Origin of the sequence: Pseudacidovorax sp. (assembly GCF_017991995.1) — a bacterium.
Taxonomy (GTDB): Bacteria; Pseudomonadota; Gammaproteobacteria; order Burkholderiales; family Burkholderiaceae_C; genus Xenophilus.
Map to the genome: position 1 here is coordinate 123,454 of NZ_JAGOPN010000012.1, position 13,890 is coordinate 137,343.

Genomic DNA, 13,890 nt, shown 5'->3' on the forward strand with positions numbered 1-13,890 from the left:
CCGCCACCATGGAGGTGCTGCACCTTGGCGATGTTCCAGCAGATCATTGACCGGCGCCTGTCGGGCAAGAACAAGTCGGTCGGCAACCGGGAGCGCTTCCTGCGCCGCTATCGCACGCAGATCCGCGACGCGGTGCGCAAGGCGGTCAGCGGCCGGGGCATCCGCAACCTGGAGGCAGGCGAGGACATCACCCTGCCGCGGCGCGACGTGTCCGAACCCACCTTCGGGCATGCCCAGGGCGGCAACCGTGAGTACGTGCACCCGGGCAACCAGGAGTACGTGCGCGGCGACCGCATCGAGCGGCCGAAGGGCCAGGGCGGCAGCGGCTCGGGCAGCGGCCAGGCGAGCGACAGTGGCGAAGGCGAGGACGATTTCGTCTTCCGACTGACGCGCGAGGAGTTCATGCAAGTCTTCTTCGAGGACCTCGCCCTGCCCCACCTGATCCGCACGCAGCTGGCCGAGGTGCCCGAGTGGAAGAGCCACCGTGCCGGCTTCACCAGCGACGGCACGCCCAACAATCTGCATGTCGTGCGCTCCATGCGCGGCGCGCTCGCGCGGCGTATCGCACTGGGCGGGCAGGACCGCAAGGACATCCGCGCGCTCGAAGCCCGCATTGCCGACCTGGCGCGCGAGCCCGAGCCGGATGCGGAACTGCTGAAGTCCTTGCAGGACGAGCTGGACGGCATCCGCCGCCGCGCGCGGCATGTGCCCTACATCGATCCCATCGACCTGCGATACCGCAGCCGGGTTCGCACGCCGGTGCCCAGCGCCAAGGCGGTGATGTTCTGCCTGATGGACATCTCCGGCTCCATGGACGAGGCGCGCAAGGACATGTCCAAGCGCTTCTTCATGTTGCTGTACCTGTTCCTGACCAAGCACTACGAGAAGATCGAACTCGTCTTCATCCGCCATCACACGCAGGCGCAGGAAGTGAGCGAGGACGACTTCTTCCATGCCACCGAGACCGGCGGCACGGTGGTCTCCAGCGCGCTGGTGCTGATGCGCGACATCATCCGCGCCCGCTACCCCAGCAGCGAGTGGAACATCTACGGCGCGCAGGCCAGCGACGGCGACAACTGGCACCAGGACAGCGGGCGCTGCCGCGAGCTGTTGGCCGATTCGATCCTGCCGCTGGTGCGCTATTACGCGTATGTGCAGGTGGCCGAGGCCGAACAGAACCTGTGGCAGGAATACACGCAACTCGAAGAGCGCTTCGGCCACTTCGCGATGCGCAAGGTGTCGAGCGCGCAGGACATCTACCCGGTGTTCCGCGATCTGTTCAAGAAGGAAGGCGCGGCAGCCGCCGCCTAAGTGGGAATGAACCCGCCAGGAGCCAAGGACACGATGACCCCGTCCCGCCTGCCCCCCGTCTTCGAGCGTGCGCCCGAGCGCCTGCCGAGCCCGTCCGACTGGACCTTCGAACTCATCGAGACCTACCACGACGAGATCGCCAGAACGGCACGGGCCTTCGGCCTGGACACCTACCCGAACCAGCTGGAGATCATCTCGGCCGAGCAGATGATGGATGCCTACGCCAGTGTGGGCATGCCGGTGCTCTATCGCCACTGGTCCTATGGCAAGCAGTTCATCACCACCGAGAAGAACTACCGGCGCGGCCACATGGGCCTGGCCTACGAGATCGTCATCAACTCCGACCCGTGCATCTCCTACTTGATGGAGGAGAACACGATGGCCATGCAGTCGCTGGTGATCGCCCACGCAGCGTACGGCCACAACAGCTTCTTCAAGGGCAACTACCTCTTCCGGATGTGGACGGACGCCTCGTCCATCATCGACTACCTCGTCTACGCCAAGAACTACATCGCCGAGTGCGAGGAACGCCATGGCGTGGAGGCTGTGGAAGACCTGCTCGACTCCTGCCACGCGCTGATGAACTATGGCGTGGACCGCTACCGCCGGCCGCAGAAGCGGTCGCTGGCGCAGGAGAAGGAACGGCGCGCCGAGCGCGAGGCCTACATCCAGCGCCAGCTCAATGACCTGTGGCGCACGGTCCCACGCTCCGGCGCCGCGGCGCAGGACCCGCAGGCGGCGCGCCGCTTTCCGGAGGAGCCGCAGGAGAACCTGCTGTATTTCATCGAGAAGAACGCCGCCCTGCTGGAGCCCTGGCAGCGCGAGGTGGTGCGGATCGTGCGCAAGGTGGCGCAGTACTTCTATCCGCAGCGCCAGACGCAGGTGATGAACGAGGGCTGGGCCACCTTCTGGCACTACACGCTGCTCAACACCATGTACGACCGCGGCCTGCTGGCCGACGGCTTCATGATCGAATGGCTCAGCTCTCATACCGCGGTGGTCTACCAGCCGCCGGTGGGGCACCGCGCGTACAGCGGCATCAATCCCTATGCGCTGGGCTTCGCGATGTACAGCGACCTCAAGCGCATCTGCGAGAAGCCCACCGAGGAAGACCGGCAGTGGTTCCCCGACATCGCCGGCTCCAACTGGCTGACGACGCTGGACTACGCCATGCGCAACTTCAAGGACGAGAGCTTCGTCGGCCAGTTCCTGAGCCCCAAGGTGATGCGCGACTTCCGCTTCTTTGCCATCCGCGACCACGAGGCCGATCCGGAGCTGGAGGTGGCCGCCATCCATGACGAGGCGGGCTACCGGGCATTGCGCGAGTCGCTGGCCCGCCAGTACGACCTGGGCAGCCGCGAGCCCGACATCCAGGTCTGGAACGTGGATCTGCGCGGCGACCGCTCGCTGACGCTGCGCCACACCCAGCGCAACAACCGTCCGCTGCATGAAGAAACGCCCGAGGTGCTCAAGCACGTCGCGCGGCTCTGGGGCTTCGACGTCCACCTGGAGAGCGTGGACGACAAGGGGCGCGTGGGCTATCGCAAGACGGTCAGCCCGAAGCGCAGCTGATCATCGTCAGCGGAAGCTGGCGAAGCATTGCGCCAGCTCGTCCTTCCAGGCCTTCTTGGCCGTGGCATCGGCAAAGCTGCCGTCAAAGCTGTTGGCGGCCAGTTGCCAGGCCTGCGCAGACGTCAGCCCAGTGGCCGCAAAGGTCTGCAGGAAGTTCTCGTTCATGTAGCCGCCGAAGTAGGCCGGGTCGTCCGAGTTCACGGTCGCGACCAGGCCGGCACCAAGCAGCTGCCCCAGGTTGTGCTGCGACAACTGCGGGAACACGCACAGCTTGAGGTTGGAGAGCGGGCAGACCGTCAGAGGAATTCGGTCTGCGGCCAGGCGCTTCATCAGCGCAGGGTCCTTGGTGCTCTGCACGCCGTGGTCGATGCGCTCGACCTTGAGGACATCGAGCGCGCTCCACACGTAGGCCGGTGGCCCCTCCTCGCCGGCATGGGCAACGAGGTGAAAGCCCAGTTCCCTGCAGCGCGCGAAGACGCGGGCGAACTTCTCGGGCGGATGGCCGACCTCGCTCGAATCGAGGCCCACGCCGATGAACTGGTCCCGGAAAGGCAACGCCTGCTCCAGCGTCTCGAAGGCCGACTCCTCGCTCAGGTGGCGCAGGAAGCACAGGATCAGCGCGGCATCCACCCCCAGCGCCGTCTTGGCATCCACGCACGCCCGGTGCAGGCCGCCGATCACCGTGGCCATCGACACACCGCGCTCGGTGTGCGTCTGCGGGTCGAAGAACATCTCGGTGCGACGCACGTTGTCGGACGCGGCGCGCTGCAGGTAGGCCCAGGCCATGTCGTAGAAGTCCTGCTCGGTGAGCAGCACGCTGGCGCCGGCGTAGTAGATGTCCAGAAAGCTCTGCAGGTTGGTGAAGGCATAGGCCTTGCGCAGTTCTTCCACGGTGGCATAGGGAATGGCCACGCCGTTGCGCTGCGCCAGCGCGAAGATCAGTTCGGGCTCCAGCGAGCCCTCGATGTGCATGTGCAGTTCCGCCTTGGGCATGGTGCGCAGCAGCTCGGGCAGGCGGGCGGCGGGGATGGCGGCGGGGTCGAAGGGCAGGCTCATGGTGGAGATGATTCAGCGATCGCAATGGCCAAGCATAAAGCGCCAGCAAAGAAAAACGGCCGCTCGAAAGCGGCCGTAGGTGTTGCCGGTGCACCCGCGGAACCGGCTCTGCCGGGCCGCCGGGTGCGCCCCTTGAGGGGGATTCGGCTACACGAAGTGAGCAAGAAACGGGGTGGTCAGTTCTTGCCGGGCACCTTGCCTTCCACGCCCTTGACGTAGAAGTTCACGCCTGAAAGGAACTTGTCGTCAGCGGCTGCGCCGGCGGCGATGAGTTCCTTGCCGTCCTGGCCGACGATCGGGCCCTTCCAGATCTGGAAGGTGCCATCCTTCAGGCCCTTCTTGACCTCGTCCACCTTGGCCTTGATGTCGGCCGGCACGTCGTCGGCCACGGAGACCAGGTCGATCGCGCCTTCCTTCACGCCCCACCAGGTCTGGCCGGTGGTCCAGGTGCCGTCGAGCACGTCCTTGGTGGCCTTGATGTAGTACGGGCCCCAGTTGATCACGGCCGAGGCCAGGTGGGCCTTGGGACCATAGGCGGTCATGTCGCTGTCCCAGCCGAAGGCGCGCTTGCCCTTCTCTTGCGCCGTCTTGAGCACGGCCGGCGAATCGGTGTTCTGGAACAGCACGTCGGCGCCGCCGTTGATCAGGGCCGTGGCAGCCTCGGTTTCCTTCGGCGGGCTGAACCATTCGTTGACCCACACCACGTTGGTCGTGACCTTGGGGTTCACCGACTGCGCGCCAAGCGTGAAGCTGTTGATGTTGCGCAGCACCTCGGGGATCGGCACCGAGCCCACCACGCCCAGCTTGTTCGACTTGGTCATGGCGCCGGCGATGATGCCGGCCATGTACGCACCCTCATAGGTGCGGCTGTCGTAGGTGCGCATGTTCTCGGCCGTCTTGTAGCCGGTGGCATGCTCGAACTTCACGTCCTTGGCGTCGCCAGCGACCTTCAGCATGGGCTCCATGTAGCCGAAGGTGGTGCCGAAGATCAGCTTCTTGCCCTGGCCCACGAAGTCGCGGAACACGCGCTCGGCATCGGCCGACTCGGGCACGCTCTCGACGAAGGTGGTCTTGATCTTGTCGCCGAATTCCTTCTCCAGCGCCTTGCGACCGTTGTCGTGGGCGAAGGTCCAGCCGCCGTCGCCCACCGGGCCGACGTAGGCGAAGGCGATCTCCAGCGGTGCCGTCGACGCCGGGGCCGGCGCAGCGGCGGTGGGCGCAGGCGCCGCGGGAGCTGCCGCAGCTGGCGCCTCTTCCTTCTTGCCGCAACCCACCAGGGCGGCAGCAGCCGCGGCGGAGATGGCGGCGAGCTTGAGCAGCGAACGCTTGTTCAGATCGGTCATTGTCTAAAGGTCCTTGGCAGCAAGACGTTGAGGGAGTTGAAAAATTCAGCGCGCATTATGAGCCGGGGTAGAACGGTTTCCCGATCGACGCAGGCATGTTGACGCGGATGAAAGCGGGGTTGCGCGAGATCAGCGCCAGCACCACGATGGTGGCCACGTAGGGCATCATGGCGAGGAACTGGCTGGGTACGTCGACGCCCACGCTCTGCAGGTGGAAACCCAGCTGCGTCACGCCGCCGAAGAGGTAGGCGCCCAGCAGCACCCGCAGGGGCCGCCAAGTGGCGAAGGTGGTGAGCGCCAGCGCGATCCACCCGCGGCCGGCCACCATGTTCTCCACCCACAGGCCGGTGTAGACCACCGACAGGTAGGCGCCCGCCAGGCCGCACAGCGCGCCGCCGGCCATGACCGCCATCAGCCGGATGCGCCGCACCGGATAGCCCAGCGCATGCGCCGACTCGGGCGACTCGCCCACCGAGCGCAGCACCAGCCCGGCCCGCGTGCGGTACAGGAACCAGATCAGCGCGAAGGTGAGCGCCACCGCGAAGTACACCAGCGGATGGTGGCGGAACAGCGCCGGCCCGATGAAGGGAATGTCGCCCAGCACAGGGATGGCGAAGGCCATGCCGCCTGGCGCCTTGGCCTGCACGTAGTTGATGCCGACGAAGGCCGAGAAGCCCACGCCGAAGAGCGACAGCGCGAGGCCCGTGGCGTACTGGTTGGTGTTGAGCCAGATCACCAGCACGCCGAACAGGCCCGCCAGCAGCGCACCCACCGCCATGCCGGCCGCAAAGCCGATCCAGGCGTTGTGCGTGTGCACATAGGCCGCGAAGCCGCCGATGGCGGCGCACAGCATCATGCCCTCGGCGCCGAGGTTGACGATGCCGGCCTTCTCGTTGATGAGCAGGCCGAGCGCGGCGATGGCCAGCACGGTGCCGGCGCTGAGCATGGCGCCCAGGAGGAGTGCGTAGCTTTCCATTCAGGCCTCCCGACGGGCCGCCCCGAGGGAGGCCTGCGCCCCCTCGGGGGGCAGCGAATACACGAAGTGATGAGCGTGGGGCTTCATGTTCAGGCTTCTTTTACTTGAGGGGCAACATCCGGCGTCGATGCCTGCAACGAGGCAGTGCCGGCCGTCGGCGACACCGGCCGCGCCGCAGCCTTCATCCGCACGCGATACGCCACCAGCGTGTCGCAGGCCAGCAGCGTGAACAGCAGCAGGCCCTGGAACACCGCCGTGAGCGACTTGGGCAGGCCCAGGCGCGACTGCGCCAGCTCGCCGCCGATGTAGAACATGCTCATCAGGATGGCCGAGAACACCATGCCCACCGGATGCAGCCGTCCCACGAAGGCCACGATGATGGCGGCGAAGCCGTAGCCTGCGGGCACATAGGGCGTGAGCTGCCCGATGGGGCCGGCCACTTCGAGCGCACCGGCCAGGCCGGCCGCGGCGCCCGAGGTCAGCAACGCGATCCACACCGCACGCCGGGCCGAGAAGCCCGCGTAGCGCGCCGCCGCCGGCGCCAACCCGCCCACCTGCTGCGCGAAGCCCAGCCGGGTGCGGAACAGGAAGACCCACAGCGCCGCCACGCCCACCAGCGCGATCACGATGCCGATGGTCACGCGCGAGCCCTTCATCAGCCGCGGGATCTGCGTCACCGCCTCGAAGGTCTTGGTCTGCGGGAAGTTGTAGCCCATCGGATCCTTCCACGGCCCGCCCACCAGCCACAGCAGCAGCAGCGTGGCCACGTAGACCAGCATCAGGCTGGTGAGGATCTCGTTGGCATTGCACACGTCCCGCAGCCAGGCCACGATGGCCGCCCACAGCATGCCGCCCAGCACGCCTGCCACCAGGATGGCCGGCACGATCCACGGGCCGGTGTTCTTGTCGGCCAGCAGCGCCATGCCGCCCGCGGCGATGGCGCCCAGCACGAACTGACCCTCGGCGCCGATGTTCCACACGTTGGAGCGGAAGCACACCGCCAGCCCCAGCGCGATGACCAGCAATGGCGTCGCCTTGACCAGCAGCTCGCCGATGGCATAGCTGCTCTTGATCGGCTCCCAGAAGAAGACCTGCAGCCCCCGCACCGGGTCCTTGCCCAGCGCGGCGAACAGGATCACGCCGATCACCACCGTGATCAGCAGCGCCAGGATGGGCGAGCCGTAGCTCCAGAAACGCGACAGCTGCGGCCGCAACTCAAGCTTGAGCATGGATGCCCTCCTCTTTTGCGCGCGAAGCCGCGCCCTCCCACAGTCCGCTCATCCATTCGCCGATCTGCGGCACGGTGGCCGCAGCCCGGTCGATGGAGGGCGACAGCCGCCCCTTGGCAATCACATGCAACCGGTCGCTGATCTCGAACAGCTCGTCCAATTCCTCGCTGACCACCAGCACCGCGCAGCCCGCGTCGCGCAGCGCCAGGATCTCAGCGCGGATCAGCGCCGCGGCGCCCACGTCCACGCCCCAGGTCGGCTGCGACACGATGAAGAGCTTGGGGCTGGCGTCGATCTCGCGGCCGACGATGAACTTCTGCAGGTTGCCGCCCGACAGCGACTTGGCCGCCGACTGCGGCCCGCCGGCCTTGACCTTGAAGCGCTCGATGATGGCGCGTGCCTGCTGCTCCAGCTGGCCGATGCGCAGCCAGCCGCCGCTGCCCACCGCGTCGTCGCGCGTCAGCAGCAGGTTATGCGCCAGGCCCAGCGTGGGCACGGCGCCGCGGCCCAGCCGCTCCTCAGGCACGAAATGCAGGCCCAGCCTGCGGCGCGCCCGCGGCCGCAGCCGGCCCGCGCCCTGGCCGAAAAGGCGGACCATGCCGGGCTCTGCCCGCACGTCCTCGCCCGACAGGGCGTAGAGCAACTCCTTCTGGCCGTTGCCGGACACGCCGGCGATGCCCACCACCTCGCCCGCGCGCACCTGCAGCGAGACGCCGTCCAGGTCCACGCCGAACTGGTCTTCGCGCGGCAGGCTCAGACGCTCGACCGCCAGCGCCACCTCGCCCACGTTGGACGGCCGGTGCGTCAGCGGCGGCGGCTCGGCGCCGATCATCAGGCGCGACAGCGACTCGTTGGTCTCCTGCTGCGGATTGCACACGCCCGTGACCTTGCCGCCGCGCAGCACGGTGCAGGCGGTGCACAGCTCGCGGATCTCGTGCAGCTTGTGGCTGATGTACAGGATGGAGCAGCCCTCGGAGGCCAGCTTCTTGAGCACCACGAAGAGCTTCTGCACGGCCTGCGGCGTCAGCACCGAGGTGGGCTCGTCCAGGATCAGCAGCTTGGGGTCGGTGAGCAGCGCGCGGATGATCTCCACCCGCTGCATCTCGCCCACCGACAGCGTGTGGACCGGCCGCAGCGGGTCGATCTCCAGCCCGTACTCGCCGGCCTTGGCCACGATTCGGCGCGTGACGTCGGCCAGCGCCAGGCTCTTGTCCAGGCCCAGCCAGACGTTCTCGGCCACCGTCAGCGTGTCGAACAGGCTGAAGTGCTGGAACACCATGCTGATGCCCAGCTGACGCGCCTCCTGCGGATTGCGGATGGCCACCGGCTGGCCGTTGAAGTTCACCGTGCCCTCGTCCGGCTTGACCGAGCCGTAGATGATCTTCATCAGCGTGGACTTGCCGGCGCCGTTCTCGCCCAGCACGGCATGGGTTTCGCCGGGCTGGACAGTGAGCGACACGTCGCTGTTGGCGACCACCGAGGGATAGCGCTTGGTGATGTGCGCGAGCTGGAGTCTGGGGGGGGACATGGGGGTGGCCTTCGGGGGTCGCTCTTTTAAGTAAAACGGTGAATGCTAGTCGCCTGGGGCCGGCCCGGATAGGTCAGTGACCCGGCAGGTAGATGTACTTGAACAGGAAGATCCCGCCGATCACCCACACCATCCAGTGCGCCTCCCGCGCCCGGCCGGTGATCAGCTTCAGCACCGCATAGCTGATGAAGCCGAAGGCCAGGCCATTGGCGATGGAATAGGTGAAGGGCATGGCCAGCGCGGTGATGGCCGCGGGGATGACCTCGGTGGTCTCGTTCCAGTCCAGTTCGGTCAGGTCCCTCAGCATCAAACATGCCACGAAGAGCAGGGCCGGCGCCGTCGCATAGGCCGGCACCACGCCGGCCAGCGGCGCGATGAACAGGCAGGCCAGGAAGAGCACCGCCACCGTCAGCGCCGTCAGGCCCGTGCGGCCGCCGGCCTGCACGCCCGCCGCGCTCTCCACATAGGCCGTGGTGCTGGAGGTGCCCAGCAGCGAGCCCGCGAAGATGGCGCCCGAATCGGCCAGCAGCGCCTTGTTGAGCCGGTCCATCTTGCCCGGCACCAGCAGGCCGGCACGCTTGGCCACGCCCATCAGCGTGCCGGTGGCATCGAACAGCTCGACCAGGAAGAACACCAGGATCACATTCAGGATGCCGCCAGCCAGCGCGCCCTTGATGTCCAGCTGCAGCAGCGTGGGCACGATGGAGGGCGGTGCCGACACCACGCCCTTGAACTGGTTGCCGGCAAAGAAGAAGCTGGCCAGCGTCACGGCCACGATGCCGATCAGGATGGCGCCCGGCACCTTGAGCCGGTCCAGCATCACGATCAAGAAGAAGCCCAGCACCGCGAGCACGGCCGCGGGCTGGTGCAGGTCGCCCAGCGTGACGTACGTGGCCGGGGAGGCGGCGACGATGCCCGCGCTCTTGAGCGCGATCAGCGCCAGGAACAGGCCGATGCCCACCGTGATGGCATAGCGCAGCGACAGCGGGATGCCGCGGATGATCAGCTCGCGGATGCGGAACAGCGTCACCAGCAGGAACAGGCAACCCGAGACGAACACCGCCCCCAGCGCGGCCTGCCAGGTGAAGCCCATGTGCTGCACCACGCCGTAGGCGAAGTAGGCATTCAAGCCCATGCCCGGCGCCAGCGCGATCGGGTAGTTGGCATACAGGCCCATGATGGCCGAGCCCAGCGCGGCGATGACGCAGGTGGCGACGAACACGGCCTCCTTCGGCATGCCCGCGTCGCCCAGGATCGAGGGGTTGACGAAGATGATGTAGGCCATCGTGAGAAAGGTGGTCAGGCCGGCCAGCAGTTCGGTGCGCACGGTCGTGCCGTGCTCCTGCAGCTTGAACAGCCGCTCGATCGCATTCATGGGTCTTGTCTCCGGTGTTGTTGTGAATGAAGGAAGCGAAAGGAATCAGGGGCCGCCGGGCTGACGCAGCGAGGCGGCCGCGTTCTTGACCTGCTCGCGCAGCCACTGGGCCGCACTCGACGAATGCGTGCGCTCGTGCCAGAGCTGGTAATAGAGCAGGCGCGGCAAGGTGGCCGGGCAGTCGAGGATGCGCACCGGCAGCTGCTGCGCAAAGCGCTCGCAGAACTGGCGGCCGGTGGTCAGCACCAGCAGGCTGCTGGCCACCATCTGCGGAATCAGGCTGAAGTGCGCGCAGCGCGCCGTGATGTTGCGCTGGCGCCCGATGGCGTCGAGCAGCTGGTCGATGATCCCGCGCGCGCCCGGGTGCGTGGGCGTCGGCGCGATGTGCTCGGCCTCCAGCCAGGTCTCGAAGTCCCAGCCGCGGCGCACCGCGGGGTGCTCCTGGCTCACCATCGACACCACCTCGTCGCCGAAGAGGCGCGACATGTGCAGGTCTTCGGGCGGCTTGAGCCAGTTGCCGATCACCAGGTCCAGCGTGCCTTCGGCCAGGTGGGCGTGGTAGTCGGAATCGGACGAAAGCGGATGGATCTCGATGCGCGTGAGCGGTGCCAGCCGCTTGATCTGCGTCACCACCAGCGGCAGGAACAGCGGATCGAGGTAGTCGTTGGCGGCGATGCGGAAGGTGGTGGCCGCCGTCTGCGGATCGAAGCCGCGCACGTCCGAGAACAGCATCTCGGCCGCGCGCAGGATGCTGGCCGCGGGCTCGATCATGCGCAATCCCGCCTCGGTGGGCACCATGCCGGAGCCCGAGCGCACCAGCAACGGATCGCCCGACAGCTCGCGCAGCCGCTTGAGCGCCGCCGAGACGGCCGGCTGGTACATGCCCAGCCGCAGCGCCGCCCGCGAGACGCTGCGGTCGGTGAGCACGGTATAGAGCACCCGGATGAGGTGCAGATCGATCTTGTCGAAGAGGGCCTGGTCTCGCATGGGGCCTCACTCTGCCAGAGACAGGCGACGCCCGGCCCCGTGGCGGGGCCATGGCGACGACGGTCCCGGCCGAACGATCAGGCGGTGGCGGGAGCGGACTGGACCGCGTTCAGTGCACGCAGGATCGCTTCGCTGGTGGCCGGTGCCCGCAGCGGTGGATCGACCCGGTGGCCGCCCGCGGCCGACACGGCATCGCGGATGGCAAAGAACACCGAGAAAGGCAGCAGTAGCGGCGGCTCGCCGACAGCCTTGCTGCGGTGGATGGAATCCTCGGCATTGGGGCCGTCGAAGAGCCGCACGTTGAACACCGGCGGGCAGTCGTTGGCCGTGGGGATCTTGTAGGTGCTGGGCGCGTGCGTCAGCAGCTTGCCGTTGCCCGGGTGCCAGACCAGCTCCTCGGTGGTGAGCCAGCCCATGCCCTGGATGAAGGCGCCTTCGACCTGGCCGATGTCCACCGCGGGGTTGAGCGAACGGCCGGCATCGTGCAGCACGTCGGCACGCAGCAGCTTCCATTCGCCGGTCAGGGTGTCGATGACCACCTCGCTCACCGCCGCGCCATAGGCGAAGTAGTAGAAGGGATGGCCCTGCATGGTCTGTGCGTTCCAGTGCAGGCCGGGCGTGCTGTAGAAGCCGTCGGACCACAGTTGCACCCGGTCGGTGTAGGCCTCGGCCACCAGCGTGGCGAAGGTGAGTTCGCGCCCGGCCACCTGCACCTTGCCATTGGCGAATTGCACCGCGTCGGGCGTGCCGCCATGGCGGCGCGCGGCGAAGTCGGCGAGCCGCTCGCGGATCTGGCGGGCCGCGTCCTGCGCGGCCTTGCCGTTGAGGTCGGCGCCGGTCGATGCGGCCGTGGCCGAGGTGTTGGCCACCTTGGTCGTGTCGGTGGCTGTGGCGCGCACACGCTCGAATTCCACGCCCAGCTCGTGCGCCACCACCTGCGCCACCTTGGTGTTCAGGCCCTGGCCCATCTCGGTGCCGCCGTGGTTCACGAGGATGGAGCCGTCGGTGTAGACGTGCACCAGCGCCCCGGCCTGGTTGAAGTGCGGCACGTTGAAGCTGATGCCGAACTTGATCGGCGTGAGCGCCATGCCGCGCTTGAGCACCGAGCTCTTGGCGTTGAAGGCCGCGATGGCCTCGCGACGCTCGCGATAGCTGCTCGAATCCTCGAGCTGGTCGACAAGCTCGTGGATCACGTTGTCGCGCACCGTCTGGCCGTAGGGCGTGACGTTGCGCTCGGTCTTGCCGTAGAAATTGGCACGGCGCACGTCGAGCGCATCGCGGCCGAGCTGGCGGGCGATGGAGTCGAGCACGTACTCCACCGCGATGGCGCCCTGCGGCCCGCCGAAGCCGCGGAAGGCGGTGTTGCTCTGCGTGTTGGTGCGGCCCGAGAAGCCATGCATGCTCACCTCGGGCAGCCAGTAGGCGTTGTCGAAGTGGCACAGGGCGCGGGTCATCACCGGGCCGGACAGGTCGGCAGAGTGGCCGGCGCGCGAGACCATGCTGATCTCGGCGCCGAGGATGCGGCCTTCGTCGTCGAAGCCCACTTCGTACTCGTACCAGAAGCAGTGACGGCGGCCGGTGATCAGGAAGTCGTCGTCGCGGTCCGGGCGCAGCTTGACGGGGCGACGCAGCTTGTTGGCCGCCACGGCGGCGATGCAGGCGAACAGGCCCGACTGCGATTCCTTGCCGCCGAAACCGCCACCCATGCGCCGGCATTCGATGTGCACCTCGTTGGAATGCAGGTGCAGCGCATGCGCCACCAGGTGCTGCATCTCGGTGGGATGCTGGGTCGAGCAGTAGACCTGCATCGTCCCACCTTCCTTGGGGATGGCGTAGCTGATCTGGCCTTCGAGGTAGAACTGCTCCTGGCCGCCGACGTCGAGTTCGCCCTTCAGGCGGTGCGGCGCGGCCTCGATGGCGGCACGCACCGCCAGCCCCTTGTCGCTGCGGGTCAGGTGCATGGGCGGCACCACGTACTGGCCGCGGGCATGCGCCTGCTGCGGCGTCAGCACCGGCTCGGCCGGTGCCACGCGCGCGGCTTCCTTGGCGCGCGCGGCGGCGCGGCGGGCCTCGGTGCGGGTGCGGGCGATGACTGCAAAGAGTGGCTGGCCCAGGAAGCGGATCTCGCCGTCACAGAGCAACGGATCGTCATGCACGATCGAGCCGCAGTCGTTGGCGCCCGGAATATCGTCGGCCACGATCACGTCCACCACGCCGGGCATGGCGCGGATGGCGTCCAGGTCCAGCCCTTCCAGCCGGCCGGCCGCCACGGGCGACAGGCCCAGCGCGCAATGCAGCGTGCCGGCCAGCTCGGGCAGGTCGTCGGTGTAGGTGGCCTCGCCGGCCACGTGCAGATGGGCGGATTCGTGCGGGCGGCTGATGCCCACGCGGGCGCCCTGGGCCAGGGCCTGGGCTTCGGCCCGGGTGTCGATGCGGGCGGCCGTGTTGGCGGCGTAGTCGGCGAAGGCCTCGGCGGACTGCAGCAGGGCGGGGTCGATCGGCTTGTTCATCGT

The 13,890-nt window shown here is 67.7% G+C and carries 10 protein-coding genes; 2 read left to right on the forward strand and 8 right to left on the reverse strand.

The window, feature by feature from the left end:
* Positions 1-30: 30 nt before the first annotated feature.
* Positions 31-1,311 carry a YeaH/YhbH family protein gene (locus tag KBC94_RS17195; RefSeq protein WP_294372922.1) on the forward strand — a complete coding sequence of 427 codons (1,281 nt, stop codon included), beginning with the start codon at positions 31-33 and terminating at the stop codon, positions 1,309-1,311.
* A gap of 33 nt (positions 1,312-1,344) precedes the next feature.
* Positions 1,345-2,883, forward strand: coding sequence for a SpoVR family protein (locus tag KBC94_RS17200; RefSeq protein ID WP_294372755.1), 1,539 nt, complete (start codon positions 1,345-1,347; stop codon positions 2,881-2,883).
* 6 nt (positions 2,884-2,889) lie between these two features.
* On the opposite strand, the gene KBC94_RS17205 is transcribed toward KBC94_RS17200, so the two are convergent.
* The 8 genes from KBC94_RS17205 to xdhB form a co-directional block, all read right to left on the reverse strand.
* A complete protein-coding gene (locus KBC94_RS17205; RefSeq protein WP_294372758.1) occupies positions 2,890-3,939 on the reverse strand; it encodes an adenosine deaminase in 1,050 nt (349 codons plus the stop codon).
* 176 nt (positions 3,940-4,115) lie between these two features.
* Complete coding sequence (locus tag KBC94_RS17210; protein WP_294372763.1) at positions 4,116-5,282, reverse strand: BMP family ABC transporter substrate-binding protein; 1,167 nt, start codon at positions 5,280-5,282, stop codon at positions 4,116-4,118.
* Positions 5,283-5,337: 55 nt separating this feature from the next.
* Positions 5,338-6,258, reverse strand: coding sequence for an ABC transporter permease (locus KBC94_RS17215; RefSeq protein WP_017759136.1), 921 nt, complete (start codon positions 6,256-6,258; stop codon positions 5,338-5,340).
* An 89-nt stretch (positions 6,259-6,347) separates the two neighbouring features.
* On the reverse strand, positions 6,348-7,487 hold the full coding sequence (locus KBC94_RS17220; protein WP_294372767.1) for an ABC transporter permease: 1,140 nt from the start codon (positions 7,485-7,487) through the stop codon (positions 6,348-6,350).
* The gene (locus tag KBC94_RS17225) at positions 7,474-9,015 is read right to left on the reverse strand and encodes an ABC transporter ATP-binding protein (protein WP_294372775.1); all 1,542 of its coding nucleotides are present in this window, start codon (positions 9,013-9,015) and stop codon (positions 7,474-7,476) included. Before KBC94_RS17225 ends, KBC94_RS17220 begins: the two co-directional genes overlap by 14 nt.
* Positions 9,016-9,088: 73 nt before the next feature.
* A complete protein-coding gene (locus KBC94_RS17230; protein WP_294372778.1) occupies positions 9,089-10,390 on the reverse strand; it encodes an NCS2 family permease in 1,302 nt (433 codons plus the stop codon).
* A gap of 45 nt (positions 10,391-10,435) precedes the next feature.
* Complete coding sequence (locus KBC94_RS17235; protein WP_294372782.1) at positions 10,436-11,377, reverse strand: LysR family transcriptional regulator; 942 nt, start codon at positions 11,375-11,377, stop codon at positions 10,436-10,438.
* 77 nt (positions 11,378-11,454) lie between these two features.
* Positions 11,455-13,887 carry a xanthine dehydrogenase molybdopterin binding subunit gene (gene xdhB, locus KBC94_RS17240; protein WP_294372785.1) on the reverse strand — a complete coding sequence of 811 codons (2,433 nt, stop codon included), beginning with the start codon at positions 13,885-13,887 and terminating at the stop codon, positions 11,455-11,457.
* Positions 13,888-13,890: the final 3 nt, after the last annotated feature.

Bases quoted from the DNA above. Each gene is read 5' to 3' on its own strand.
- KBC94_RS17195 (WP_294372922.1), top strand. From the start codon at position 31: ATGTTCCAGCAGATCATTGACCGGCGCCTGTCGGGCAAGAACAAGTCG.
- KBC94_RS17225 (WP_294372775.1), bottom strand. From the start codon at position 9,015: ATGTCCCCCCCCAGACTCCAGCTCGCGCACATCACCAAGCGCTATCCC.
- KBC94_RS17205 (WP_294372758.1), bottom strand. From the start codon at position 3,939: ATGAGCCTGCCCTTCGACCCCGCCGCCATCCCCGCCGCCCGCCTGCCC.
- xdhB (WP_294372785.1), bottom strand. From the start codon at position 13,887: ATGAACAAGCCGATCGACCCCGCCCTGCTGCAGTCCGCCGAGGCCTTC.
- KBC94_RS17235 (WP_294372782.1), bottom strand. From the start codon at position 11,377: ATGCGAGACCAGGCCCTCTTCGACAAGATCGATCTGCACCTCATCCGG.
- KBC94_RS17220 (WP_294372767.1), bottom strand. From the start codon at position 7,487: ATGCTCAAGCTTGAGTTGCGGCCGCAGCTGTCGCGTTTCTGGAGCTAC.
- KBC94_RS17230 (WP_294372778.1), bottom strand. From the start codon at position 10,390: ATGAATGCGATCGAGCGGCTGTTCAAGCTGCAGGAGCACGGCACGACC.
- KBC94_RS17210 (WP_294372763.1), bottom strand. From the start codon at position 5,282: ATGACCGATCTGAACAAGCGTTCGCTGCTCAAGCTCGCCGCCATCTCC.
- KBC94_RS17200 (WP_294372755.1), top strand. From the start codon at position 1,345: ATGACCCCGTCCCGCCTGCCCCCCGTCTTCGAGCGTGCGCCCGAGCGC.
- KBC94_RS17215 (WP_017759136.1), bottom strand. From the start codon at position 6,258: ATGGAAAGCTACGCACTCCTCCTGGGCGCCATGCTCAGCGCCGGCACC.